Origin of the sequence: Flavobacterium sp. UMI-01 (genome assembly GCF_019656315.1) — a bacterium.
Taxonomy (GTDB): domain Bacteria; phylum Bacteroidota; class Bacteroidia; order Flavobacteriales; family Flavobacteriaceae; genus Flavobacterium.
This window is the reverse complement of record NZ_BPLU01000006.1, coordinates 150,102-175,861: the sequence shown is the minus strand read 5'-3', so window position 1 is coordinate 175,861 and position 25,760 is coordinate 150,102. Positions and strand designations below refer to the sequence as shown.

23 protein-coding genes are annotated in these 25,760 nt (G+C 36.0%); 8 read left to right on the top strand and 15 right to left on the bottom strand.

Going from position 1 to position 25,760, the window contains the following annotated elements; all coding sequences use genetic code 11:
• Positions 1–23 precede the first annotated feature (23 nt).
• From K5R64_RS03110 to K5R64_RS03100, 3 genes are all read left to right on the top strand, one after another.
• The gene (locus K5R64_RS03110; protein ID WP_220760776.1) at positions 24–347 is read left to right on the top strand and encodes an SUF system Fe-S cluster assembly protein; all 324 of its coding nucleotides are present in this window, start codon (positions 24–26) and stop codon (positions 345–347) included.
• Between the two features lie 86 nt (positions 348–433).
• Positions 434–943 carry a DUF2480 family protein gene (locus tag K5R64_RS03105; protein ID WP_220760774.1) on the top strand — a complete coding sequence of 170 codons (510 nt, stop codon included), beginning with the start codon at positions 434–436 and terminating at the stop codon, positions 941–943.
• A gap of 100 nt (positions 944–1,043) precedes the next feature.
• Entirely contained in the window at positions 1,044–1,892 is an 849-nt protein-coding gene (locus tag K5R64_RS03100) for a DUF3078 domain-containing protein (protein WP_220760772.1), read from the top strand.
• 42 nt (positions 1,893–1,934) lie between these two features.
• Here the strand turns inward: K5R64_RS03100 and K5R64_RS03095 are convergent, their stop codons facing one another.
• The 15 genes from K5R64_RS03095 to hemA all read right to left on the bottom strand — a co-directional run bounded on the left by K5R64_RS03095 (position 1,935) and on the right by hemA (position 20,449).
• Positions 1,935–2,465, bottom strand: coding sequence for a hypothetical protein (locus K5R64_RS03095; protein WP_220760770.1), 531 nt, complete (start codon positions 2,463–2,465; stop codon positions 1,935–1,937).
• A 439-nt stretch (positions 2,466–2,904) separates the two neighbouring features.
• Positions 2,905–4,137: a GTPase HflX gene (hflX, locus tag K5R64_RS03090; protein ID WP_220760768.1), complete on the bottom strand. Its 1,233-nt coding sequence runs from the start codon at positions 4,135–4,137 to the stop codon at positions 2,905–2,907.
• Between the two features lie 215 nt (positions 4,138–4,352).
• Positions 4,353–4,832, bottom strand: a complete 480-nt coding sequence (locus K5R64_RS03085; RefSeq protein WP_220760765.1) for an FKBP-type peptidyl-prolyl cis-trans isomerase — start codon at positions 4,830–4,832, stop codon at positions 4,353–4,355.
• A gap of 67 nt (positions 4,833–4,899) precedes the next feature.
• Entirely contained in the window at positions 4,900–5,355 is a 456-nt protein-coding gene (locus tag K5R64_RS03080; RefSeq protein WP_220760763.1) for an FKBP-type peptidyl-prolyl cis-trans isomerase, read from the bottom strand.
• A gap of 3 nt (positions 5,356–5,358) precedes the next feature.
• Positions 5,359–8,091 carry an AsmA family protein gene (locus tag K5R64_RS03075; RefSeq protein ID WP_220760761.1) on the bottom strand — a complete coding sequence of 911 codons (2,733 nt, stop codon included), beginning with the start codon at positions 8,089–8,091 and terminating at the stop codon, positions 5,359–5,361.
• A gap of 183 nt (positions 8,092–8,274) precedes the next feature.
• Complete coding sequence (locus K5R64_RS03070; protein WP_220760759.1) at positions 8,275–9,621, bottom strand: DUF5689 domain-containing protein; 1,347 nt, start codon at positions 9,619–9,621, stop codon at positions 8,275–8,277.
• A 14-nt stretch (positions 9,622–9,635) separates the two neighbouring features.
• Positions 9,636–12,473: a carboxypeptidase-like regulatory domain-containing protein gene (locus tag K5R64_RS03065; RefSeq protein WP_220760757.1), complete on the bottom strand. Its 2,838-nt coding sequence runs from the start codon at positions 12,471–12,473 to the stop codon at positions 9,636–9,638.
• A gap of 520 nt (positions 12,474–12,993) precedes the next feature.
• The gene (locus K5R64_RS03060) at positions 12,994–13,389 is read right to left on the bottom strand and encodes a c-type cytochrome (protein WP_220760755.1); all 396 of its coding nucleotides are present in this window, start codon (positions 13,387–13,389) and stop codon (positions 12,994–12,996) included.
• 66 nt (positions 13,390–13,455) lie between these two features.
• Positions 13,456–14,463 (bottom strand): porphobilinogen synthase, encoded by a 1,008-nt coding sequence (gene hemB, locus K5R64_RS03055; RefSeq protein ID WP_220760753.1) that lies wholly within the window; start codon positions 14,461–14,463, stop codon positions 13,456–13,458.
• A gap of 96 nt (positions 14,464–14,559) precedes the next feature.
• Complete coding sequence (gene tnpA, locus K5R64_RS03050) at positions 14,560–15,018, bottom strand: IS200/IS605 family transposase (protein ID WP_220760751.1); 459 nt, start codon at positions 15,016–15,018, stop codon at positions 14,560–14,562.
• A gap of 201 nt (positions 15,019–15,219) precedes the next feature.
• The gene (hemF, locus tag K5R64_RS03045; RefSeq protein ID WP_220760748.1) at positions 15,220–16,188 is read right to left on the bottom strand and encodes an oxygen-dependent coproporphyrinogen oxidase; all 969 of its coding nucleotides are present in this window, start codon (positions 16,186–16,188) and stop codon (positions 15,220–15,222) included.
• A gap of 120 nt (positions 16,189–16,308) precedes the next feature.
• Positions 16,309–17,334 carry a uroporphyrinogen decarboxylase gene (gene hemE, locus K5R64_RS03040; RefSeq protein ID WP_220760746.1) on the bottom strand — a complete coding sequence of 342 codons (1,026 nt, stop codon included), beginning with the start codon at positions 17,332–17,334 and terminating at the stop codon, positions 16,309–16,311.
• Positions 17,335–17,356: 22 nt separating this feature from the next.
• Positions 17,357–18,040 carry a uroporphyrinogen-III synthase gene (locus K5R64_RS03035; RefSeq protein WP_220760745.1) on the bottom strand — a complete coding sequence of 228 codons (684 nt, stop codon included), beginning with the start codon at positions 18,038–18,040 and terminating at the stop codon, positions 17,357–17,359.
• A complete protein-coding gene (gene hemC / locus K5R64_RS03030; protein ID WP_220760744.1) occupies positions 18,040–18,966 on the bottom strand; it encodes a hydroxymethylbilane synthase in 927 nt (308 codons plus the stop codon). Before hemC ends, K5R64_RS03035 begins: the two co-directional genes overlap by 1 nt.
• A 226-nt stretch (positions 18,967–19,192) precedes the next feature.
• Positions 19,193–20,449 carry a glutamyl-tRNA reductase gene (hemA, locus tag K5R64_RS03025; protein WP_220760742.1) on the bottom strand — a complete coding sequence of 419 codons (1,257 nt, stop codon included), beginning with the start codon at positions 20,447–20,449 and terminating at the stop codon, positions 19,193–19,195.
• 229 nt (positions 20,450–20,678) lie between these two features.
• On the opposite strand from hemA, the gene K5R64_RS03020 reads away from it, so the two are divergent.
• From K5R64_RS03020 to K5R64_RS03000, 5 genes are all read left to right on the top strand, one after another.
• Positions 20,679–21,551: an AraC family transcriptional regulator gene (locus K5R64_RS03020; RefSeq protein ID WP_220760740.1), complete on the top strand. Its 873-nt coding sequence runs from the start codon at positions 20,679–20,681 to the stop codon at positions 21,549–21,551.
• A gap of 131 nt (positions 21,552–21,682) precedes the next feature.
• Complete coding sequence (hemH, locus tag K5R64_RS03015) at positions 21,683–22,696, top strand: ferrochelatase (protein ID WP_220760738.1); 1,014 nt, start codon at positions 21,683–21,685, stop codon at positions 22,694–22,696.
• Between the two features lie 130 nt (positions 22,697–22,826).
• Positions 22,827–23,384, top strand: a complete 558-nt coding sequence (locus tag K5R64_RS03010) for a CopD family protein (RefSeq protein ID WP_220760735.1) — start codon at positions 22,827–22,829, stop codon at positions 23,382–23,384.
• A gap of 153 nt (positions 23,385–23,537) precedes the next feature.
• Complete coding sequence (locus tag K5R64_RS03005; protein ID WP_220760849.1) at positions 23,538–24,953, top strand: ATP-binding protein; 1,416 nt, start codon at positions 23,538–23,540, stop codon at positions 24,951–24,953.
• A gap of 12 nt (positions 24,954–24,965) precedes the next feature.
• Positions 24,966–25,748: an enoyl-CoA hydratase/isomerase family protein gene (locus tag K5R64_RS03000; RefSeq protein ID WP_220760733.1), complete on the top strand. Its 783-nt coding sequence runs from the start codon at positions 24,966–24,968 to the stop codon at positions 25,746–25,748.
• Positions 25,749–25,760 lie beyond the last annotated feature (12 nt).

Sequence of the window (25,760 nt, the reverse complement as noted above, 5' to 3'; positions counted from 1 at the left end):
TAAAAAACAAAAAAATGATAAAAATGGAACAAGAAATAGATACTAACGAATTAGGAGAAGCGATTGTAAAAAAGTTGAAAACAATTTATGATCCTGAGATTCCTGTGGATATTTACGAATTAGGGTTGATTTATGATGTAATGGTTAATACCGACTATGAGGTGAAAATCCTGATGACCTTAACTTCTCCTAACTGTCCTGTGGCGGAGAGTTTACCAAGAGAAGTGGAAGAAAAAATAAAAGCTATTGAACACATCAAAGATGCCGAGGTTGAAATCACTTTTGACCCACCATGGAGCAAAGACTTGATGAGTGAAGAGGCTAAATTAGAATTAGGAATGCTTTAATAAAAAGTATTCAGTGATCCGTTTTTAAGTCATCAGTATCAATTGATCGCTTAAAAACCGATTACTTGATCACTAAATAAAAAAAAATGGACGAAATAATTAATAAAGTTGCGGAGAGCAAACTCGAAGTGTTTGACCTTGAGGATTATTATCCAAAAGGGATTCGTACACAAATCGATATTTCGCAATGGCTTTTAGAAGGCTTTTTATTAAAAGAAAAAGAGTTTAGAGAAAATCTCAAAAACCACGATTGGTCACAATATCAAGATCATTTGGTGGCGGTACATTGTAGCACCGATGCAATTGTACCGGCTTGGGCTTCTATTTTAGTGGCGATACAGTTGGCTCCTTTTGCAAAAAAAATTGTAGATGGTACTCTTACAGATTTGGATGCTTCCTTGTATGAAGAGTTATTGCCAAAGATTGATTATACCGTGTACACTAACAAATCGATGATTATCAAAGGCTGTTCTAAGAAACCAGTACCTACTCGAGCGTATGTATTGGCCGCACACTATTTACAGCCTTACGCACGTAGTATAATGTATGGAGAAGCCTGCTCAGCAGTGCCTTTGTACAAAGCACTTAAAAAGTAATCTTATAAACTTCTTAAAAAATTGGCCCATTACTAGGTTTTTTTCCCGCTTAGTAAGGGGCATTTTTTTTATATTTACAAAAAACCAAATCTTTATTACTATGAAAAAAAGCGTATTCACCCTTTGTTTTGCTTTTTTGGCTTTGGCTATCCAAGCCCAAGAAAAAGTGAATGACACGACTAAAGTTTGGACTAAAAAAGGAAACATTTCGTTGCTTTTTAATCAATCAGCTTATAATCAAGAATGGTTAGGGGGAGGTACATCGAATGTTGCTGGAAATTTTGGTCTCAATTATGATTTCAATTATAAAAAAGGCGAAGTGGTTTGGGATAACAAATTTATTTTGGCCTATGGTTTGAGTAAAATTAAAGGCGAACCCGTAACAGCCAAAACAGATGACCGATTGGAACTGAATTCGCTTTGGGGTAAAAAAGCGTCTAACAATTGGTACTATTCTGCTTTTTTTAATTTTAAAACCCAAATGGATGTTGGTTATAATAAATCAGGTGATTTGCTATCGCATTTTTTCTCTCCTGCCTATTTTCAATTAGGTCCCGGTATGCTTTGGAAAAAAAGTGATAATTTAAGTGTCAACATTGCGCCAGCCACCAGCAAACTCATTATTGTTCACAAACATTTTACTGATTTAGGACCTTCATTTGGGGTGCAACAAGGAGATGTGACCCGTTTCGAATTTGGAGCCAGTGTCTCAGCCTATTACAAAGTCAATATCATGACTAACGTTTCGGTCGAAAACAGATTGAATCTGTATTCTAATTATTTGGAAAAACCCAAAAATGTTGATGTTGATTACCAAATGAATGTGGTTATGAAAATCAATAAATACTTAACGGCTAATATTGCATTGCAAGCTATTTATGATGATAATGCCATCAAAGGAACTCAAATACGTGAAGTTTTTGGTCTTGGAGCCAATTATGGATTTTAAAAAAAACTCAAAACCTTAATTTTTAGGGTTTTGAGTTTTAGATTAAAGTACTTTTAAAATTTCTCCATTGGGATTGACTACGAGTCGCTTTGTTTCTTTCCCTTTTTTGATTTTTAAGGTGTATCGATTTTGAATAATTTCTCCGTCTATTTGTTCAGACATTAATTTATCATTCAATATCGTCCACTCAGGATAGGATTTATAAACCGAAACAATGACGTTATTGGGTAACCTTACATTTTTATAATTTTCCACCACACGAGTCAATTTTCCATTTTCATTATAAGTGGCAGCTAAAGACCCTTTTTTTAGTTCCATCACCACCAGGTATTCTTCGTATCCTTCGTAATCTTTTCCAATATCATAGGCTATAAATTTATCCTGAATACGTTTTACGCTTTGGTCGGGATTATGATGATGGATGTAAACAGAGAAATCTTTCTCAGCTTTATTAATTACGATTTCAGGTAATTTGGTAATGTCCATGGCTCCGTCTTCGGATGCTGGTTTCTCTTGTGAAAACGAGGTTAGGGTAAAACTAAAAAACAACAAAATGACAATTAAAGATTTCATTATAAATAGTTTAGTGTTTGAAGTAATCTAAGTCAGCATAATATAAGATGCACATTGGCAAATTGAATCAGGATAGTAAGGAGTTTACCATCATGAAAGGATGAATTGCGGTATTTTGGTTGGGAGAGATTATGGGAAACACAACACCATAAAGTTACCTCTTTTTAGGCAATCAAAAAGTTAAGAGATTCATTATAAAATGACAGGCAGTATTTTTAAATTAACCCGATTAAACGTGTTATTTTTTCTATTACTACCCAAATTACGCAACTAATTTGGGTGTTGAAAAAAGAGAAAGGTTAAAATTTGAATTGACAAGGCTTTTCAACCAAGATTTTAGCCTAAATTCCGCAATAGATTTCGTAGGGAAACGAAAGTATTGAAAAATAAAGTTGAGTAGATTTCTATTGCGGAATTTGGGTTTTAAATTTGGGCGGAATTATTCCTCTTCTTTATCAATGGCATCCTTATAATCGGGATATAAGAACTTATTATAAGGGAAACGTGTGATGTGAATTTGTCTTACAGCTTCATAAACACGTTCTCTGAATTCTTCAAAATTTTCTTTATTTGTGGCCGAAATAAACAACGCTTTAGATTCACCCACTCGATTCATCCAAGTCGATTTCCATTCGTCTAGCGTATAATGCTTGGGCGTTTTTTCAGTCATCAAATCGTCTTCGTCAATGGTCAAATGGCGGTAGGCGTCGATTTTATTGAATACCATAATCGTAGGTTTGTCATGTGCTTTGATATCAGTCAAAGTTTGATTCACTGATGCGATATGGTCTTCAAAATCAGGGTGTGAAATATCTACAACGTGTAATAATAAGTCGGCTTCGCGCACTTCGTCTAGGGTACTTTTAAAAGAATCCACTAATTGTGTAGGCAATTTTCGGATGAAACCTACCGTATCCGATAATAAAAACGGGAGATTTTTAATCACCACCTTACGCACGGTAGTATCCAAGGTCGCAAAGAGTTTGTTCTCTACAAAAACATCACTTTTTCCCACGGCATTCATCAAAGTCGATTTTCCTACATTGGTATAACCCACAAGAGCTACTCGTACCATAGCGCCACGGTTGCTTCGCTGCACTCCCATTTGCTTGTCGATGGTTTTGATTTTATCTTTCAAAAGAGAGATTCTGTCTCGTACAATACGTCTATCAGTTTCAATCTCTGTTTCTCCAGGTCCACGCATCCCGATTCCCCCTTTTTGGCGTTCCAAGTGTGTCCACATACCTGAAAGACGTGGCAACAAATATTGGCATTGTGCCAGTTCGACCTGTGTTCTAGCATAAGATGTTTCGGCGCGTTGGGCAAAAATATCCAGGATGAGATTGGTTCTATCGAGTACTTTACAATCTGGGATAAGTTTGGAAATGTTTTTTTGTTGAGACGGTGACAGTTCATCGTCAAAAATCAAAGTCGAAACTTTATGTTCTTTAATATACAACAAGATTTCATCCAATTTTCCTGTACCTACAAAGGTTTTAGGATTGGGTTTATCCATTTTTTGAGAAAAACGCTTGACAACTTGACCACCAGCTGTATAAGTTAAAAACTCTAGCTCGTCAAGGTATTCATTAAGTTTATCCTCCGATTGGTTTTGCGTAACAATACCTACGATGGCTGTTTTTTCAAAATTGATTATTTCTTTTTCTAACATAATATGGAATAAGCCACAAATTTAATGATTTGCAGGCTAGTAATGATTGTAATTTATTTTATTCTTTTTGTAGAATTCCCACCAATAATTTCAATTTGATTTATCACAAATCAAATTTTTGCAAATTTACAACGAGTCACAACGATTTAAATCCCTTAATAGCGTAGGGTAAGAAACCGTTGTGACTCGGTGGGAAGAGCTTAAGATACAAAAAATTACTGCACTTTAAGTAAATGTATGTCAAATAACAGTACTGAACCACCAGGAATTTTTCCCATGGTATTGTTGCCGTATCCAATGTGTGCAGGAATAAGCAATACACCTTTTCCACCTTCTTTGAAGTAGGTGATTCCTTCAGTCCACCCAGGAATAACTTGTTGCAACCCAAAACTAATTCCTTCAGGACCACTTTGATCAAAGACATTTCCATCAGTAAAATACCCTTTGTAGGCTACTGTTACCTGAGACTCAGCTGTAGGTTGTGCACCTGTGCCTTCTTCGGTAATAATGTAGTATAAACCTGAATCGGTTTTTGTTGCTGTCAAATTGTTTTTGGCTAAATAGTCCTTTATTTCTTGTTCATTTTTAGCGGTATAATCACTAAGGACAGCGGTTTCTTGAGTTGGTTCTTGTTCTTTCTTTTTACAAGATGTAAAAGATACTGTTAAGGCGAGTGCTAATACGAGGTATTTCATAATCTATTTTAATTTAATTCTTTGTTTTACTGGGTGTTTGCGTTGTTTCTAAAAAAAACTTTGGAGATTAGTTTACACTAATGAGATGAATTTCGAAAATAAGTACCGAGCCAGCGGGAATAGTTAGGTAACTTCTGTTGCCGTAGGCTAAATGAGAAGGAATTAGTAAAAGACCTTTGCCCCCTTCTTTGAAATAGGTGATGCCTTCTGTCCAACCTTTGATAACATTTTTGAGGTTAAAAGTAATACCGGCTGCCGAACTTTGATCAAATACCACTCCATTGATGAACGTTCCTTTGTAAGCAACTGTTACATTCGAACTAGAAGTGGGTTGTGCGCCGTCGCCTTCTTCAGTAATGGCATAGTACAAGCCAGAATCGGTTTTGATAGTGGTCAATTGTTTTTCGGTGATGTAAGTATTGATTTCTTGATCGTTTTGTGCGGTATAGTCCGTGATAGGGTCATTGTTGGTGCAGGACACAAAAAGGATAAGAAGTCCTGCAATCAGTGAGTGAGTTTTCATAATTTAATTTGGGTTTTCTATATATTCTTGTTCTTCAATGTCTTCGGTTTTTTTACCGAGTTTTACTTTTGGTTTTTCCTGTGTGCCAGTTACAGTTAGTGGAATTCCAATTATTCCCAGTGGAGGCAATCCCAAACGCATTTTGATATTCAAACGCCCATCAAAACTGGAAGTCCCTTCAATCCTTGGTCGGAAACCTGCAAATTTAAACTTAAATCGTTCAATCGTAATGATGTTGTTTTTAATGGTGGTTTTGATATCCACTTTGGTCACATCTGGGTCTTTGATGCTTTCGAAATTAGTGGATTTACTAACCGAATTAAACATCTTAAATCCTTTCATTTTTACGTCTTTTACCGAAAGTACCCCACCGCCGGATAAGGAAGGATAAACGGGTTTCATGTCTTGATTTAGCTTTCCTTTGACGGCATAATCTAAGGATACAATTCCCTGCGCACTTTTGGCAGCCGATGCCATATTTCGAAACATTTCGATTTCGTTATACGCCTTTTTGATATCAAAGTCCTCGGCTTTTATTTTAAAATCAAAAAAGGCTCTTTGCAAGGTTTCGCTATTATAAACAATATCCATTTTTACAGGACTGCCTATAATGTTAAAACCTGAATTGGTTAAGCTTACTTTTCCTTTGTTCACATTCATATTCCCCGCCAAATTGGAAATAGTGAGTCCCTGCCAATACACTTTTGCGATAGCGGCATTCAAATTAAAATTAAAATTAGGCGGAATCACCACAACTCCTGTACTAGCCGCTGATGGGGCAACTGTTCCCTCAACAGGAATAGGCTCAGGGCTCGCAAACCTAAATTCATCCACGTACAGTCGAGGGCTTTTGAGGAAAAAATTCCCTTTTAAAACCGCCTTGTCAGAGAGAACAAAATTAATCACATTGCCCATTGAACCATTCATCACAAAATCAGATTTTCCATAAGAAGCTTTGAAATTATTGAATTTCAATTGGTCTTGCTTGAACGTAAAAACACCTTCATTTATAACAAAAGCTTTGGGGAAATATTGTGAACGAGTGGTGATGTTTTTTAATACCAAAGTTCCGCTATTATTCAATTTGTTATAACGTCCGCGAGTGGCATCGCTTTGAGTTCCTTTTAAGGCCAAATGAGCTTTGATATATCCTTTTACATCCAATCCTTTTTGAGAAAAAACCTTATAGATGCGTCCCAAATCCAATTCGCCATTGATTTTCAAATCATAATGCAGGTCGTCTAAATTTCCAAAAAGACCTTCTACTTTCATCGGTTTCCCTTCGAATACAAACGAAGCAGGGTGCATTTTTACCCAAACATCTTTGGTTTTTCCTGTGGGATTGTCCACTTGGATATCCAAATCTATATCCGAAATTGGATTTGGATAATAAGGCATTTTAATCCAGCCCTTTTTCAACGATAGCGACCCTTTTGTTTTGGGCAATGTTTTTTGTTCGATATCATAAACGCCATTGGCAGTAATATCAGCATTGAAAAGTCCTTTTAAGTCAATGCTAGCAATTCCAAAAGCGCGGTTCATTTTTTCTAAATCCATAGCAGCACGTATGCGAGCAGCGATTTCAGGTTTTTCTAAACCTTTGACATCCACGATTCCATTCAAGTAATTTTTGCCCACATTGAAAAAAATGGAATCTACTTTTACGTTTAATTGTTGGGTGTCCAAAGAAGGGAGTTTGGTGTCAAAATTTAAAAACAAATTTGTAACTGGCACAGGTACTTGGTCATACGCGACCATTCCTTTTCTGATTTTCATGTTGAAAGCGAGGTCGGGTTTGCTGTTGGTAGCTTCAACATAATTCCCTTTTAAAGTCAATAAGATATCGGTTTTTCCTTCAATCTTTGTTTTTTCAAGCCAATGGGTAAATTGCGGAGGCAAGGCCGTAAAGAAATCATATAAATTGCTATCCGTTGATTTTATTTTAAAATCGATCGCATAACCATCTTTAATAAAATTGAAAGTTCCTTTAAAATCTACGGGGAGCTTGTTGATTTTCAAATCGTTTTGTTTGAACTCGAAGGCCAATGAAGTGGTGTTGATTTTGGTAATCAAACTCGCATTCACGTTTTTGTTTTTCAAATAAGGCTCTCCCGCCATTGTGAAATCAAACGAATCAATTTTGGCTTCGGTAAATAAATCAAAAACGGATTTTTCTAAATCGCCTTTTCCTAAATAATTGAATCCACGTGCATCGATTAAAATTTTAGTCGATTGGTCATCATAAACTAAATGGGTGTTTTTGATGTCTATTTTTTCAAGCTTAATAGTTGTATCTGAACTTTCATCAGTAGCGTTGGATGTTTTTTTAGGTTTGTACACACTATAGTTAGCTTGTCCTTTTTCGTTCACTTTGATATTAAACAAAGCGTCAGAGACAAAAATTTGGTCGATTTTGACTTCCTTTTTAAAAATTAATCGCGGGATATTAATCCCAAATGCCATTTCTTTGGAATGAATCAAAGTGTCTTTTTTGAAAGGTGCGGCTCCGTTTAATGTAAAATCGTTTAGTGTTAGGGTCAAAGAAGGAAAATGATCAAAGAAAGACAAATTGGATTCTGTAAAATGCAATTCGCCATCGATGTTTTCATTAGCAAAAATTTTAATCTGATTGGTGATAAACTCCGGAAATAACTTTGGTAAAATATACAGTAGTAACAACAAGCTAACCATTGTAATTCCTGTTATTTTCAATCCCTTCCTCAGATTCTTTTTCATTGCAATAATTTTTTTGCAAATGTAGTTCATTTAATCAATTGTAGGATTCAAATTTTTTTGAACATAAATAGAGTTAAAACGATGCGCATTTAATACATCTCGTTTTAGTTTCTAAAGTTTTACACCGCAAAATTTAAGTCTGCCAACCAAACGGATGAGCTTCAAGGGCATAGTAATTTTGAACTATTTTTCTCCAAATATCTGAACATCATCTACTTGGAAGGCGCCATCCAACGCTGTGTTTTTGCCCGAGCCAATGTATTTAAAAGCAATGTTGATTTTGCCTGTATAATGCGACAAATCGACTCCACCTGATCCAATGAATTGGTACCAAGGTGTGGCTTGTTGCGGAACATTAAAGGTGACTTTGGTCCAATTGGCTTTGGTAACATCCAATCCGTCAAAATTTGTCGAAACATATACCTCTAATGTGTTTAATGGGGAATCTACATCTAAATGGTGTTGTGCGGTTCTAAAGGTAAGTACTTCATTTTTATAGCTATCCATATCGATTTTTGGTGAAATTAACCAAGCAATATTCGAATTGACTTTGGTACCACTGATGGCAAATTCGGCACAGCCATTTCCATTGTAAACCGCTCCTTTCCAAAACAAAGAACCTGCTTGAGTCAAATTAGTCCATCCAGGTAAACTCAAATTGCTTTTATCGGTCACCGATTGAAAGTTTTCGGTAAAAAACGGAATGCCTCGCGCTGTGGTGGGTTCGATATCTTTTTCTGAACGAACAACCAATTGGTAATCAGCCCCAAATTTTGTTAGTACACCACGGATTTTTACTTTTGTAGTAGGTACTAAATTATTTGCAAAACGAGCGTAACTACTGGTTCTTAAATAAATTTGGTTGCCATTTTTGTCCGTTAAATACCAATTGGTCCCACCGCCTACATTGTTGGATTCTTCAAAATAACGCCGGCCAATAGCTGCTTCCGCAAATTGTACCTCATTCAATTCCACCAGCGTGTTGAGGTTATTGTCTTTGGTCAATTCAGGGATAGTTGTGGTGCGTACTAATTGTTCTTCGGGAAGTGTGGTGCAGGAGGGGTAAAGTACTCTTTTATAGTCATTTTGAGAGAGGCGACCTACTGAAGCTTCGTTAAAAGCATTGGCATAAATAGCTCCTATACGCAATCCTCCATAATAGATATCAGTATATTGATTTTTTAATTTTAGATATACTTTGTTGCCTAAGCGATAATCGACATATAAATTGCTGGCATCAACGGGAACACTAAAACCAATAGCTGGTATGGAGGCTGTGGGCATGGTTTGTAAATAAAGGGTTTTAAAAAAATTACCGTATTCGTCTGAGGATACAACATACGCTTCCAGAATATCATCATAACCATATTGAGTTACTACCGAAGTTGCTTTTTCGAGTACTGTTGCTACCGTTTGGTTGGGAGTTAAATCCAACTGGTTACACACTAATTCTGGAACAGGAGGAGTATCTGACACACAGGACGAAAAAACAAAAAGAAGTCCAATTACGAAAGGAAGAAAGGTTTTCATAAGGTGAGTTTTGGTTATAAACTTAAAGTGAGATTCATATAAAAAGTACGGCCGTATCCTTGAAAATATTTGTTTCCAAAAGAAGGGTTGTTGCTACTTACATCTTGATTGCGTTGACGGAAATTAGCATTACGAGCTTGTTCAAATCCACCAGTTTTGTAATGGGTGTCCAAGACATTATTGATGCTGATAAATAGGCCTAAATAGTTTTTTTGAATGTGCCATGATTTTCCTCCGAGAACATTCACTAATGTTATTGCGGGTAATTTTTCTTGTTCCAAAAGTATTTTGGCTCGTTCTTCTGTTGCTTCAGGAAAAGGAAAGCCACTGGTGGGATTGGTATAAAATCGGCTAGTTCGGGCAATGGGTGATAAATCTACATAACGACCATCGAGCAAATTAATGTTGGTTGCCAACCACCAATATTTAGGATTTCGGTATTCTAATCCCCAACTATAGGCTTGTTGTGGCATGCCTGCTTGCTTGTAATTTTTGAGCAATGTAGTACCAAAATCAAAGCGAGGATTTTGATTTTCCTCTGTGGCCCATGTGTCATTGGTTACGACTAGATTGGGATTGTTAGTATAAATGTATTGACCATAAGCTATAGCCAAATTAGTTTTGAAAGTAGTAGAGATGTTGTAAGCTAAGCTCCATTCCAACCCCTGATTGCTTTTATTTAAATGGGTCAAAGATTGTCCCACAAAGGCATTGGTGTTGGTATAACCTGCACCATTATCAAAAATTCCCTCGGCGTAGAAAAAGGAATTTTGAGTGGCGTTCAGTTGTGAGATATGATAGGTCGTGAGTCGCGTTTGCCATTGCGGTACCCGATAGTAATAACTGATATCCAAGCTAGAGTTCGTTTCACTTTGCAATTCCTGAACGACACTATTGTTTATTCGGGCGTTAGGGAAACTGCTTTTTAGGGTTGGTGCTTTAGTGCTATGAGCTGCATTGAAGGTAACAGATTGACGCCCCGAAATTTTATAAATTAGTCCGCCTTTGAAGCCAAAATTTTCAAAGTTTAATTTGGTGCTTTTTCCAAAAGAAGTTGACGGATAGAGGCCGTTTTTGTACAAGCCCTCTCGTTCATACTGAGTTTTTGAAAAAGACTGCGCTAGGTAAAAATCGACTTTTTGGTATTGGAATCTAAATTGAGTAAAAGCCTCGATGGTTTGTGCCCAAAGGAGGTAATTGTAGCCGTATTTATCACCTTTTACCACTTGACGATTAGGATGATGTAAGTCCGATTGAGATGCATTACCAGTATAATAAGGATCGAAATCTTCAAAATATAGCCCGCCTAGTAAGTCGGTTAATTGCTGGTAATTGTGCGATTTTAATTTGGAAAAAGAAGCTCCTGCATGTAGTGATACATTGGTGTTAATTGTGGTGGTAAAAAGAGTATTTCCCATGATGCTTTTATCAAAAGAGCAATCTTCATATACGACATAATGACTTTGTGCGGGGGTATATCGAATTATTTTTCCTTGGTTATCCAATACAGGATTTTGATTGGTAAGGTATAACTTGTTCCAGTTGATTTGAGTATTGGCAAAAAATTCTTCTTTGTTTTTTTCCGCATTAGGTAGGTCGGGGATAAATGCACCAGCATATTCACCTTGGTCAGGAGCATAAAGGGAAAGATAATAACTTGGAAGTTTTCTATAATAAGTAGGATCAGGGCTGTTCGCATTTTGATAGTCAATATTGCTATTGCTTGTTTTTCCAAATTGATATACTAAACTTGTGGTCCATGAGCTATGGTCGTTGAGAGTAAAGTAATGATTTAACATCAAGATAGGCTCTTCGATAGTTTTTATTCGGGCATTTCTTTTTTTGCCGTTTTGATATCCCCAGTAGGAATTATAAGTTGAAGCAGTTAGCTGATTGACTTCATCGGTATTTGGGGAATTTTTACCTCGGGTATTGGGTGTATAAAATCCAGAGAAATTAAGTGCGTGTTGGTCGTTGAGTTTTTTTTCGATACCTATAAAAAGGGAGTTAGCATCATAGGTTGTTCCTTCAAAGTAAGCTTCATTGGCCCACCGTTTCCCTGCTGAGATGACATAAGCCCAACCATTTGAATGCAGTCCAGAAGCATAAGTGCCAATAGTTCTCCAACTGTAATTGGTGTTTGTTGCTGAAAAAGTGATTCGGGAACCAGCTTTAAAAACCGAAGCTCGGGTGTGAATTTGTTGTGTTCCTAATAGTCCCCCAAAACTATAATCAGATGCTGTCGTACCTATAGTTAATTCTTGATTACGAGTAACATCATTGAGTCCGCCCCAGTTACTCCATTGGGGTCTGCCATCATACATTTTATTCATTTTTACTCCATTGAGTAAGGTAACGGCGTGTTCTGTATCAAGACCTCGTATTCTGAATCGTGCCGCTCCCCAATTAAATGCCGCCGCTTGCTGAAAAACATCTTTTGTAGATTGTAATAAAATGGAACTGCTGATGAAACTTCCGCTATCGTCTTGTAATTCTTCATCTAGCAGCCTAATGGTATTGCTTTGTTGTTCTGTGGCCATGTCTTCTTCCATTGTAAGGATTCCCAACGATAGATTTTGGTTCTTATTTACTTCAATGGTCAACAATAAATCTTTATAGCCTTGATTGTGAACCTGAAGTAAATAGTTTCCAGCAGCTTCTACTTCTAAAGAAAATACTCCAGAGGCATCTGTGAGTTGCATCATCGAGGTGTTTTGAAGTCCTACTACAACTGAAGCTATAGGGAGAGCCGTTTTGGCATCTACAACTTTACCAGAAACGAGTGTTTTGTTTTGAGAATAAAGAAACACAATCGGAAAAAACAAGAAAGAATAAATTAGCGGTATTCTCATACGCAACATGCATTATAAAAACAATTAATAATTTAATTCCCTAGATTACGCATTTGGATTTAGTTCCTTTATGTCGTGCAGAGGTTACGGCTTGTGATGATTTGATTTTTAAAAAATCCGTTTCATCTATGTGACTTGCTGGTAGGTCTTTATGCATAAGCTAGGTGAAAGCTTATCCTTATAGCTTGCTATTAAAAGTAACCACGGTCGTAATTATCTATTTTAAACCGTATGTGTGAGGTTCTTATAAGATAAAAGTTGGGTGAAAAACTAAAAATGCGAGCGACATCTAAGGAAAGATTCCAATAAAGATGTTATTTGTTTTTGGAAATGAAATGTTGCCTTTCCAATTGATTGTCATTGGAAAGGCAATACTAAAGTAGGAAAAAAAGTATTTAGTTGTGTAAAAAATAAATTTTTTTAATAAAAAAATCCTTTCTTAATTTTTACAAAAATTAAGAAAGGATAAGTATTGTCGCTGCATTTAGTATTAACGAAACTAAGACAAATGATTTGGAAGTTATTTACTGTAAATGTAGGCTTCTAATCCTTTTAACTCTTCATCGCTTAATGCCTTTGTAATAGCAAAATTGGCTTTCATCACTTCAAATTGACTTGGATCCACGATGGCTTCCCCTTCTCCTTTTAGAAATTTTACGATATCGCCATTTTGCTCTTTGTAAATTTTAGCAATTTCGTGTACACTTGGACCAATAGTTTTTGTGTCTATTTGGTGGCAACTGGTACAATTTCCTTTTCCTGTAAAGATGGATTCACCAAGTTCTTCTGGTGTTTTCACAGTAGCTTGCATTCCTTCAGAAACAGGTTCAGGTTTTTTTTTAAAAGGCTCTGCTTCTTTCTTTTTGCAGGCAATAGCTAGAGATACGATGCTAATAAGAAGTATTATTTTTTTCATTTTAAAACAATTTTATAGGCTAAAATTTAGTTTTTATTCTAAATACCAATGTTGATAATTATCAGGCTATTGGTTTAATAAAATAGCCGCCTCTTTAGCAAAATACGTTGAAATTAAACTTGCACCTGCTCGTTTGATGCACATCAATTGTTCCATCATGATTTTGTCATTTTCGAGCCAACCCTTTTCGGCTGCAGCTTTGATCATGGCATATTCTCCTGAAACATGATACACCGTTACAGGAACGTCAACCGCGTTTTTTACTTCACGAACGATATCCAAATAAGCAATACCAGGTTTTACCATTACCATATCAGCTCCTTCTTGCACATCCCAAAGGGCTTCTTTTACGGCCTCAATGCGGTTGGCATAATCCATTTGGTAGGTTTTTTTGTCTTTAGGCACTTCGACAGGTTCAGCTCCAGACTCTACTTTTGGAGCTGAGTCCAAAGCATCACGGAAAGGACCGTAAAATGCCGAAGCATATTTAGCCGAATAACTCATAATCCCTACATTATGAAAACCTGCCGCATCTAATCCTTGACGCAAACGCAATACACGTCCGTCCATCATATCAGAAGGGGCTACAAAATCGGCTCCCGCCTGAGCATGAGAAACCGCCATTTTGACTAAAGCCTCGTTAGTCGAATCGTTTTCGACATCGCCATTGGCAATAATTCCGTCGTGACCGTAAATAGAATAGGGGTCTAAAGCCACATCAGGCATTACAATCATTTCGGGACAAGCCGCTTTGATAGCACGGATGGCATTTTGCATCAAACCATTGGGATTCCAAGCTTCTTTACCGGTATTGTCTTTTAAATCTTCGCTTACTTTTACATAAATGTTTACGGCACGAATACCCAAATCGAACAATTCCTGAACTTCTTTTACCGTTAAATCAATCGAACGACGAAAGATTCCTGGCATTGATGGAATCTCGACTTGTACATTTTCGCCTTCAGCAATAAACATCGGAAACATAAAATCCGATGGTGATAAAGTGGTTTCTCTAACTAAACTTCTTATAGATTCGTTTACTCTCAAACGACGACCTCTGTGTATTGGGAACATAGTATATTTGTTTAAAGCTCCATAGGAGCGTTATATTTATAGTAATTTGTTATTTATATTAGATATGAACCCCGTAGGGGTGACATCTTTATATTTTTAAACATCATCAAATAGATATAGATTATTATAATCGATATCAAATGCCTTTAAAAAATCAACATATTCTTCTTTGAATGTTCTCTTTTTATGATGCTCTTCTTGATTTTGAATATATCGAATCACATTTGTTAATTGAGAGTGGTTATATGAGAATGCACCAAAACCAGTCTGCCATTCAAATTTACCATTAATCCATTTTTTCTCATTTATAAAACGAGAAGAATTTGCTTTTATACTTCTAACCAAATCAGACAATGATTTATCAGGCTTTAATCCAATCAAAATATGAAGATGATCAGGCATTCCGTTAATAGCAATTAATTTTTGATTTTCATTTGTAGTGATTCCCGTGATGTATTTATATAATTCATCTTTCCAATTATTAGAAATCAAATTTTGTCTGCCTTTTACAGCAAAAACAATATGAATATAAATTTGAGAATAGGTGTTTGCCATACTAAATATTACAATAATATGCGATAAACATATCTATAAACATATCTATAAATATATCTATAAATATGTCGCTATAAATATGCCGCTCCTACGGAGCTAGATGGAACGGAATATTTTTTCTATAAATATGTCGCTATAAATATACCGCTCCTACGGAGCTCAATTAAAAAAACATTTTCCTTTGCTATAAATCTGTTGCTTCTACGAAGCTATCCAATCAATAGGTTTCTCAAGAACTTGTATTAATTTCTCTTCTTCGCTTCCTACTTCGGGATGATGATCGTACACCCATTGCACATGTGGTGGTAACGACATCAAAATACTCTCGATTCTACCATTGGTTTTTAGACCAAATAAAGTGCCTTTGTCGTGAACTAAGTTGAACTCAACATAACGACCTCTACGAATTTCCTGCCAAGTACGGTTGGCTGCTGTATAAGGCAAATCTTTTCTTCTTTCCACTATTGGCAAATACGCATCTAAGAAACTGTTTCCAACTTCTGTCACAAAATTGTACCAATCTTCCATTGCCATATCGGGAGTTGCTTTTAGATAATCAAAAAACAATCCGCCAATACCTCTAGCCTCATTGCGATGGGCATTCCAGAAATAGGCGTCGCATTTCTTTTTATAATTCGGGTAAAATTCTGGATCATGTTTATCACAAGCGGTTTTACAAGTTTGATGAAAATGGATAGCATCTTCTTCAAATAAATAATAAGGTGTTAAATCCTGTCCGCCACCAAACCATTGGTTAATAATTTTTCTTGAACCTGTCCCTAGCGAAGTCGAACCTGTACTGAGCTCTGCCGAACTTGTGCTGAGCTCTGCCGAAGCATACATTTCAAAATAACGCCAGTTGGCATGCACTGTAGGCACCATGGGATTTTTGGGGTGGATAACCAAACTTAGTCCGCAGGCAAAAAAATCGGCTTCGCCTACATTGAACATCTTTTGCATCGTATCAGGCAATTTTCCATGAACTGCTGAGATATTAACGCCTCCTTTTTCGAAAACAGCACCGTTTTCAATCACTCGGGTTCTTCCGCCTCCACCTTCTGGACGTTCCCAAATATCCTCACGGAATTTTGCAAGACCATCTATCTTTTCTAATCCAGCACAGATTTGGTCTTGGAGGGTTTGTATATATGTGTAAAATTGTTCTTTCATTGTTGTTTATCTAATCGTCAACGGATTAAAATCCGTTGCTACAATATGTGTCGTTCCTACGGAATTTATAAACTTTTGCAAGTTATATGGCGAGGCTGAACACTAATTCCTGAACACTGTCTAATGCCCGTACTCCTTAACAGCATCAATAAACGCTTTCGCATGATCCACAGGAATGTTTGGTAAGATTCCGTGACCTAGGTTTACGATGTATTTGTCTTTCCCGAATTCGTCAATCATTTCGTGAACCATTTTCTTGATGGTTGGAATTGGCGACAACAGTCTTGAAGGGTCAAAATTCCCTTGTAAAGTGATGTTACCACCTGACAAATAGCGCGCATTTCTGGCAGTACAAGTCCAATCTACCCCAAGAGCCGAAGCCTTGCTTTTTCCCATTTCGTTCAACGCAAACCAACATCCTTTTCCAAAAACAATCACAGGCGTTACCTCTGCCAAAGCTTCTACGATTTGGTTAATATATTTCCATGAGAATTCTTGATAATCTGTAGGGGATAACATGCCACCCCATGAATCAAAAATTTGAACGGCATTCACACCTGCTTTTACTTTTTCTTTAAGGTATAAAATAGTGGTGTCGGTGATTTTTTGCAATAAAGTATGCGCTGCTACTGGGTTTGAAAAACAAAATCCTTTGGCAGTATCAAAACTTTTGGAACCTTTTCCTTCCACTGCATAACAGAAAATCGTCCAAGGTGAACCTGCAAAACCTATCAAAGGCACTTCGTCGTTCAACATTTCTTTGGTCAATTTTATGGCATCCATTACATAGCCTAGCGTTTCTTCGATATTGGGTACAAATACTTGATTGACTTGCTCCATAGTACGAATAGGATTTGGGATAATGGGACCCAAATTGTCTTTCAATTCTACGTGAATTCCCATAGCTCTTGGTACTACCAAAATATCTGAGAATAAAATAGCAGCGTCTGGAGCAATACGACGGATAGGTTGTACGGTGATTTCAGCCGCTAATTCTGGTGTTTCACAACGCGTAAAAAAATCATATTTGTCACGTAACTCGCGAAATTCTGGTAAATACCTACCTGCTTGACGCATCATCCACACCGGTGGACGTTGTACAGTTTCTCCTTTTAAAGCTCTTAAAAATAGGTCGTTCTTGATCATGTTTTAATTTTTTAGCTGATTGCTAGCTATTTTCCGGTTTATAATATTCTATAACTTCTAAAATCACCTCTTCAATGGTCGGGATTTCAGGAATTACAATGTTTTTAATTTTCTTTGCTTCTAATGCTGAAGCTGTGGTTGTTCCTATACAAAAGCACACTTCCTTTTTGATTTTGTTGTTGGTCAAATAACTTTCCACTGCCGAAGGACTGAAGAACATAATTCCGTCAAAATTTTCTTGGGCTGATATCTTGAAAGGAGCCAGCTTGGTTTCATACACTTCAATTTCGTTAAAAGTGACACCAGCGCTTTTCAAAGCTTGTGGCAATGTTTCCTTACGCAAATTGCCGCTAAAAAAAGTGTAGCTCTCTTTATTATATATTAAGGTAATAATTTCGGCCAATTCTGAAGCGTAGTCCATGTAGGCGACCACTGTAAAACCGTTTTGTTCTAATAACTCTTTGGTTTTAATTCCAACACAAAAAACAGATTTTGTTTTTAGAACTTCCCAACCCTTTTGTTCCATCAAACTCAAAACCGCATTTTGACTACTAAAAATCAAGTTGTTATTGATAGAATTCAGTTCAAAAAGGTTGTTTTTTATTTCGATAAAATCTTGTTCCAATAAATCAAAATCAGCATCCAAAAATACTTGTCTTTGCTCTGCAGATAATGTTTTGGTAGCTAGTATGCTGATCTGGCTCATTATTTCTTTAATTTGCTTTTAATTTCCGCCATTAATTCCGCTCCACCATTGTCTAAAATTTCTTTAGCCGCATAGAACCCTAATTTTTTCCATTCGGAAATATCGACTACTTTATTGATTTCGATTTTTTCTTTCCCATCCAATGAAAACAAAACGCCATCAAAGTGAATGGTATCCTCCTCTTCATTGTATTTTGCCAAAGCGCCAATAGGAGCGGTACAGCCCCCTTCTAGTGTTCGTAAAAACTGGCGTTCAATATAGGTACAAATTTCTGTTTCGATATCGTTTAATTGTGACAGTGCATCGAGGGTGAAATGGTCTTCTCCCATGGCCACAACAAGCATAGCCCCTTGAGCGGGTGCTGGAATCATCCAGTCTAAGTCGATATAATCGCTAGGTTTTAGGTTGATTCGTTCTAATCCTGCAGCAGCAAAAACAGCTCCGTTCCAGTCGTTGTCTTGCAATTTTTGCATTCGGGTATTGACATTGCCGCGCAAATCCACTACCGTATGATTAGGATATTTATGCAACCATTGCGCTTGGCGACGCAAACTTCCAGTAGCGATGGTTCCTGTAGTTTCTAAAAAATCTAGATTTCCTTTGTGTACTAAAATATCTAGGGTGTTGGCTCTTTCCAGCACTGCCGCTTGAACAATCCCTGTTGGTAAAGCAGTGGGGACATCTTTCATAGAATGTACTGCAATATCAACCTCGCCATTTATCATAGCAATGTCCAATGTTTTGGTAAAAATCCCTGTAATTCCTAATTCGTATAATGGTTTGTCAAGAATGATGTCTCCTTGTGATTTTACGGCTACGATTTCGGTTTTATACCCTAAATCTTTTAGTTTTTTTTGAACCGTATGGGCTTGCCATAACGCTAATTCACTATCTCGAGTACCTATTCGTATTGTTTTTTCTGCCATTTTTATTTTTTGCAAATGTTTTTAAACATTTATTTTTTTCTAACCACTAAGACATTACTTTTATTAAATTTTCAGCCACGAATTCGCGAATTATACTTCTTTTATTTCTTATCGAAGATTTTAAACTCATTCGTGAATTTGTAACTTAATTTATATAAATAGAATACAGATTTGTTCTGTTTACTTAATGAAACTTAATTTCTTAATGGTTTAATTTGAATAATGGTTATTTAACCGCAGCTTCAATTTTGAATACTCTTTCTATCCATTGGATACTTTCATCTACCATTGTGTTTTCATCTTTCAAATGGTTGGCAAAATGGGTAGTGATTTTTTGAATGATTCTAGCACTAATGATTTCGGCTTGTTCTTCGTTGAAATCGGCTATTTTTTTACTTTGAAAGTTCAGCTCGGCTTTTTTGATGTCATTCAATTTGGCTTTCAATGCATTGATAGTAGGCGCAAATTTTCGTCCTTTGGTCCAAGTGATGAATTCTTCTTTTATTTCTTCGATTATTGCTTCTGCTTCTGGGATGTGTTTTTTTCTGTTTTCCAATGTTTCATCGGTCAATTCCGAAAGGTAATCCATGTGAATTAAAGTGACTCCTTCAATCTCTTCTACATCTTCGTTCACATTTTTTGGAATGGATAAATCCAAAATCAATAAAGGTTTCTTTAAGTTTAAAATGGCTTTATCTACCGTAGGATTTTGAGCGCCAGTGGCTACAACCAATACATCGGCTTTTTGTAATTCTAAGTGTAATTCAGAATAATCTTTTACAATCAAATTCAATTTGCCTGCTAATTTCTCTGCCTTGTCTTTGGTTCGGTTGATTAGTGTAATATGCTCGTTTTTGGTGTGTTTTACCAAGTTTTCACAAGTGTTACGCCCAATTTTTCCTGTCCCAAAAAGCAAGATGTTTTTATTAGAAATATCTTCTACATTTTTCAAAATGTATTGCACTGAGGCAAAAGAAACTGAGGTAGCTCCGGAAGAAATTTCGGTATCGGTTTTGATTTTTTTACTGGCTTGAATCACGGCATTTACGAGTCTTTCCATAAATGCATTGACTAGTCCCAATGCTTTGGAATGGATAAAACTGGTTTTGATTTGAGAAATTATTTCAAAATCTCCTAAAATTTGACTGTCCAATCCAGTTCCTACTCTGAAAATATGATTTACGGCCTCTTGATTTTTGTAAACAAAACCCACTCGTTGAAATTCCTCCACACTGCCTTGACTGTATTCGCAGATCAATTTGATTAACTGAAAAGGGTGTTCAGCAAAACCATATATTTCGGTACGATTACAAGTAGAAGTAACTACGAGACTTTCGATTCCGTCGGCTTTAGCTTGCTCTAACAATTGGGTTTTGGCTATTGCATCTAAACTAAATTTACCTCTAGTCTCGGCGTCCGCTTTTTTATAGCTTAGTCCTACTGCGTAAAAATAATGGTGTTTCGATGTTAGATTTTTTTCCATAAATTGCCTTTTCAAAGAAAGTGCAACAAAATTATTATTATAGTATTGATAAAAGTAACGCTAGAAGTTCTTTTTGTATCGCTATGTGTTTTTTTAACAGTAAACCCCTTGTTTTGTTTAAAATATACTATTTTTGCAGTGAAATTAACTCCTCGCAACGGGTTTGTTTAGAGTTATTCTAAATAACAAAAACTGATTTTTATCATCATCTAATTAAAAAAATGTCGCTATGGGTTCGCAAGAAATTATAAAGATTGAAGACGATTTTATATTAATACGCTTTCAAAATGATGGTTCGGAACCTTTTTATGCACAACGTGAGGTAAGTAATGGATTGATTCAGTTTCATTTTGGGCTAAAAGGCAGTGCGAAATTAATTTTTAATCAAGGGAATTACCTCTTAGATTTAAAAGAAGAGAAATCTTTGCTATTGTACAATCCTCAAAAAGAATTGCCTTTGAATCTAGAATTGGCACCTAATTCTTGGGCAATTTCACTTATCATTTCTATCAAAAAATTTCATGCGTTATTTTCAGCTGAGGCCGATTATATTACTTTTTTGAATGATGAAAATAAAAATAAAAAATACTATAATGAAGGCAATATTAGTCCATCAATGGCAATTGTATTGAGTCAATTGTTTCATTACAATTTACATCCTTCCATTAAAAATTTGTATTATAAAGGTAAGGGATACGAATTATTGAGTTTGTATTTTAACCGCACCGAAGACCCTAATGCAGAACAATGTCCGTTTTTGACAGATGAAGACAATGTGCTCAAAATACGTAAGGCCAAAGAGATAATTCTTTCCAATATGGCAGAACCACCAGGATTACAAGAATTAGCAGATCAAGTAGGACTAAATTTAAAAAAACTCAAGATGGGTTTCAAACAAATTTATGGAGATACTGTTTATGGTTTTTTATTTGATTACAAAATGGATTTTGCTCGAAAATTGCTCGATAGCGGTTCCTATAACGTCAATGAGGTAGGGTTGAAAATAGGGTATAGTACTGGAAGTCATTTTATTGCGGCATTTAAGAAAAAATTTGGTACCACTCCCAAAAAATATTTGATGTCCATTAATCCTACGACTTAATCCCACATTGATTTTTATAATGAAACAATAAATAAAAAATAGTTAATTGTACTTTTTACTCCACGGGGTTGAATTACTTTTGCGACAAAATTCCACATGCTTCGGAATGGAAATGATGAAAAAAATATTTTATGAAAGGCACATTACTTATCAATTTAGGCTCACCTGAGAGTCCCACCCCAAAAGATGTAAAACCGTATTTAGACGAATTTTTGATGGATAAATACGTTATTGACGTTCCGTTTTTACTGCGTGCGTTATTAGTTCGTGGTATTATTTTAAGAAAACGTCCAGAAGATTCGGCTGAAGCATACAGCAAGATTTGGTGGGAAGAAGGTTCGCCTTTGATTGTGCTTTCTAAACGAATGTTTGAAAAAGTAAAACCACAAGTTCAAATTCCCGTAGCCTTAGCCATGCGTTATGGTAATCCTACAATTTACCAAGGGTTAAAAGAATTGGCAGACAAAGGAGTTACTGAAGTGTTGCTTTTTCCGTTGTATCCGCATCATGCTATGTCATCGACAGTGACAGTTTTAGAAAAAGCAGAGGAAGTGCGTAAAAAGCATTTTCCAAACATGAAATTCAGCTCTGTTCCGGCATTTTATAACAAACCGGATTACATCCAAAATCTAGCAGATTTGATGAAGAGTCATTTAGATAATTTTGAATACGATCACTTGGTGTTTTCATATCATGGTTTGCCTGAAAGGCACATTCGTAAAACCGATGTGACCAAATCCCATTGCAAAATAGACGGATCGTGCTGTAATACACCGTCACCAGCTCATGAGTTTTGCTATCGTCATCAATGTTATGAAACCACAAAATTAGTTACGGCGGCTTTAGGAATTCCAAAAGAAAAATACAGCGTAACTTTTCAATCTCGTCTAGCAGGAGATAAGTGGTTAGAACCTTATACGGACGTTGAAATCAACAAAATGCCAGCAAAAGGAATAAAAAAACTAGCCGTTGTTACTCCTGCTTTCGTAGCTGATTGCTTAGAGACATTAGAAGAAATAGCGATGCGTGCCAAAGAAGAATTTGAAGAAAATGGTGGAGAAGAATTTCTAGCTGTTCCTTGTTTAAACGATGGTGAAGAATGGTGTAAAACAATGAGTAATTGGATTAATGATTGGGCAAAGTAAAATTTTGTTTAAAAGTTTAAAATTTGTTTAAGGGGTTAAAGTTCTTGGCCAAATTGGATACAGATTTTTTCTCATTTGTAGTATTTTTAAACAAACTTTAAACAATTTTAAACTTTAAACTAAAAAAACAATGGAACTCTACAACTACCTTAAATCCTTACACCTCATCTTTGTCATTACTTGGTTTGCGGGGTTATTCTACATAGTACGATTGTTTGTGTACCAAATTGAAGCCGCAGATAAGCCTTCTCCCGAAAAGGAGATTTTACAGAAACAATTCAAAATCATGTCGTATCGCCTGTGGTATATCATCACGTGGCCATCGGCGGTATTAGCGAGTATTTTTGCTTTTTGGATGTTATTTTTTACCCCTATAGGCAATGTTTGGTTACAAATGCCTTGGATGCATGTCAAACTTGGCTTTGTTTTTGTGTTGTATTTGTATCATTTAAAATGCCATCAAATATTCAAACAATTACAACAGGACGAGGTGAAATACACCACTAATTTTATGCGCTTGTGGAATGAAGGCGCTACTATTATACTTTTTGCTGTCGTTTTTCTGGTGGTATTAAAAAATGCCGTAAATTGGATTTATGGTGTAATCGGGATTGTACTTTTTTCAGTTTTGATTATGTTAGGATTCAAATTTTATAAAAAAATTAGAGAAAAGAACAGTGGTCAGTAATCAGTTTTTAGTATTCAGAAATAATGAGAACACTGAATACTAAACAGCAAAACTGTCTGAAAACTCAAAATCTGAACACTGAATACTAAAAAGAATATGCTGAAAAACTTTAAAATAGCAATGCTATCACTACGCATTCGAATCTTCCTTTCGATGATAGTAGTTATTATTGTAGCATCGATTTTATTAGCCTCTATTTCGATTATTCAGTTTAAAAACGAAGCCAAAGAATACCATCAAGAACGATTAGAACGTAAAGAAAATGCTGTGAGAGAGCATATTAATTATGTGCTTTCTACTACGACTTATCCGCTTACTACAGATAATTTGGATTTAATTTTTAAGGACAAAATCCACGAATTGGCTCATATTCATAATATTGAAATTAACATTTACAGCCTAGATGGTTTTTTGCTAAAATCATCCAAAGAAACTTTTTCTGTGGATAAAACAGCATTACCTATCCCAAAATACATTTTGAAATTGGTTCGTTCCTCAATCGAAAAAAGATATGTGGATATCAAAACCATTAATGGCGTCAAAAACAGGTCTTCCTACACCCAAATCAAAGATGATAAATTTAAACCTTTGGGTATCTTAAATCTTCCCTATCTGGAAGATGATGGGTTTTATGATAAGGAACTGCATAATTTCTTGATTCGATTGGGGCAGGTATATTCTTTCATGTTGATTGTAGCTTTTGCATTAGCTTACTTTTTGTCGGCATACATTACCAAGTCGCTCAAAACGATTTCGGATAAATTATACGAAACTACATTGAGTCAAAAAAATAAAAAAATTGTTCTCGAAGCCAGCAGTAAAGAAATCAATTCCTTGATTGCTGCCTATAACCGAATGGTGGACGAACTCGAGATAAGTGCCGTAAAATTAGCGCAAAGCGAAAGAGAAGAAGCGTGGCGAGAAATGGCTAAGCAAGTGGCGCATGAAATAAAAAATCCGTTGACACCCATGCGATTGACTGTGCAAAGTTTTCAACGAAAATTTGACCCTAACGACCCCAATATTCAACAAAAAATGAAGGATTACTCAGACACCTTGATTCAACAAATTGACACGATGAGTGCCGTTGCTTCGGCTTTTTCAAATTTTGCTTCGATGCCAGCGCAACAAAATGAAACCTTGAATGTGGTCGAAGTAGTCGAATTGACCTTGGATATTTTTAATGAAGATCACATTTTATTTAAGGCGGAATCACCTGAAATTATTTCTAAAATTGACCGAACACAATTGATTCGAATTATTACCAATTTGGTTAAAAATGCCATTCAGTCTATTCCCGATAATCAATTAGAAAAAACGGTAATTGTAGGTATCAAAAGCGAAAACAATCAGGTGATGATAACGGTGGAAGATAATGGTATTGGAATTCGCCCAGAAGATAGTGCCCGTGTATTTGAACCAAAATTCACCACTAAAAGTAGTGGAATGGGATTAGGACTGAGTATTATCAAAAACATCATTGAAAATTACAAAGGAACAATTACCTTTGAGTCAACCTTTGGTCAAGGAACTCGTTTTACCGTTACACTTCCTATTATTAATTCTTAATAAATTAGCATCATGGACTACAATACGATTTTAATTAGTATAAAAGAAAATATTGCAACCCTTACCATCAATCGCCCTGCAAAACTCAATGCCTTAAATAAAGAAACCATTGCCGAGTTGCATCAAGCTTTTGAAAGTTTGGATCAAAACCCTGTGGTGCGTGTGATTGTTTTAACGGGTAGTGGCGAAAAAGCGTTTGTAGCAGGAGCTGATATTGCTGAATTTGCTGATTTTTCAGTTGAAGAAGGAATTCAGTTAGCGGCTTTTGGTCAGGAAACATTGTTCAATTATGTCGAAAATTTAAAAACGCCAGTGATTGCAGCTATTAATGGTTTTGCTTTAGGAGGTGGATTAGAATTGGCCATGGCGTGTCATTTCCGAATTGCCTCAGAAAATGCTAAAATGGGTTTGCCTGAAGTAACATTAGGATTAATTCCAGGGTATGGAGGAACACAGCGTTTGCCCCAATTGATAGGCAAAGGCCGTGCCATGGAAATGATTTTGACTGCGGGTATGATTCCTGCCGAGGAAGCACTTCAGATAGGTTTAGTCAATCATGTTGTTCCACAATCAGAGTTGCTTGATTTTTGCGAAAGCATAGCCTTGAAAATCGTTAAAAATGCTCCTTTGGCCATTAGCAAAGCTATTCATGCCATCAACGCTAACTTTAGAGATGGAGAAAACGGATTTGATACCGAAATTAAGTATTTTGGGCAATCTTTTGGAACCAAAGATTTTAAAGAAGGAACAACAGCTTTTTTAGAAAAAAGAAAAGCACAATTTATAGGAGAATAATTTAATTATAAA

Bases quoted from the DNA above. Each gene is read 5' to 3' on its own strand.
- K5R64_RS03110 (WP_220760776.1), top strand. From the start codon at position 24: ATGGAACAAGAAATAGATACTAACGAATTAGGAGAAGCGATTGTAAAA.
- K5R64_RS03105 (WP_220760774.1), top strand. From the start codon at position 434: ATGGACGAAATAATTAATAAAGTTGCGGAGAGCAAACTCGAAGTGTTT.
- K5R64_RS03100 (WP_220760772.1), top strand. From the start codon at position 1,044: ATGAAAAAAAGCGTATTCACCCTTTGTTTTGCTTTTTTGGCTTTGGCT.
- K5R64_RS03095 (WP_220760770.1), bottom strand. From the start codon at position 2,465: ATGAAATCTTTAATTGTCATTTTGTTGTTTTTTAGTTTTACCCTAACC.
- hflX (WP_220760768.1), bottom strand. From the start codon at position 4,137: ATGTTAGAAAAAGAAATAATCAATTTTGAAAAAACAGCCATCGTAGGT.
- K5R64_RS03085 (WP_220760765.1), bottom strand. From the start codon at position 4,832: ATGAAATACCTCGTATTAGCACTCGCCTTAACAGTATCTTTTACATCT.
- K5R64_RS03080 (WP_220760763.1), bottom strand. From the start codon at position 5,355: ATGAAAACTCACTCACTGATTGCAGGACTTCTTATCCTTTTTGTGTCC.
- K5R64_RS03075 (WP_220760761.1), bottom strand. From the start codon at position 8,091: ATGAAAAAGAATCTGAGGAAGGGATTGAAAATAACAGGAATTACAATG.
- K5R64_RS03070 (WP_220760759.1), bottom strand. From the start codon at position 9,621: ATGAAAACCTTTCTTCCTTTCGTAATTGGACTTCTTTTTGTTTTTTCG.
- K5R64_RS03065 (WP_220760757.1), bottom strand. From the start codon at position 12,473: ATGAGAATACCGCTAATTTATTCTTTCTTGTTTTTTCCGATTGTGTTT.
- K5R64_RS03060 (WP_220760755.1), bottom strand. From the start codon at position 13,389: ATGAAAAAAATAATACTTCTTATTAGCATCGTATCTCTAGCTATTGCC.
- hemB (WP_220760753.1), bottom strand. From the start codon at position 14,463: ATGTTCCCAATACACAGAGGTCGTCGTTTGAGAGTAAACGAATCTATA.
- tnpA (WP_220760751.1), bottom strand. From the start codon at position 15,018: ATGGCAAACACCTATTCTCAAATTTATATTCATATTGTTTTTGCTGTA.
- hemF (WP_220760748.1), bottom strand. From the start codon at position 16,188: ATGAAAGAACAATTTTACACATATATACAAACCCTCCAAGACCAAATC.
- hemE (WP_220760746.1), bottom strand. From the start codon at position 17,334: ATGATCAAGAACGACCTATTTTTAAGAGCTTTAAAAGGAGAAACTGTA.
- K5R64_RS03035 (WP_220760745.1), bottom strand. From the start codon at position 18,040: ATGAGCCAGATCAGCATACTAGCTACCAAAACATTATCTGCAGAGCAA.
- hemC (WP_220760744.1), bottom strand. From the start codon at position 18,966: ATGGCAGAAAAAACAATACGAATAGGTACTCGAGATAGTGAATTAGCG.
- hemA (WP_220760742.1), bottom strand. From the start codon at position 20,449: ATGGAAAAAAATCTAACATCGAAACACCATTATTTTTACGCAGTAGGA.
- K5R64_RS03020 (WP_220760740.1), top strand. From the start codon at position 20,679: ATGGGTTCGCAAGAAATTATAAAGATTGAAGACGATTTTATATTAATA.
- hemH (WP_220760738.1), top strand. From the start codon at position 21,683: ATGAAAGGCACATTACTTATCAATTTAGGCTCACCTGAGAGTCCCACC.
- K5R64_RS03010 (WP_220760735.1), top strand. From the start codon at position 22,827: ATGGAACTCTACAACTACCTTAAATCCTTACACCTCATCTTTGTCATT.
- K5R64_RS03005 (WP_220760849.1), top strand. From the start codon at position 23,538: ATGATAGTAGTTATTATTGTAGCATCGATTTTATTAGCCTCTATTTCG.
- K5R64_RS03000 (WP_220760733.1), top strand. From the start codon at position 24,966: ATGGACTACAATACGATTTTAATTAGTATAAAAGAAAATATTGCAACC.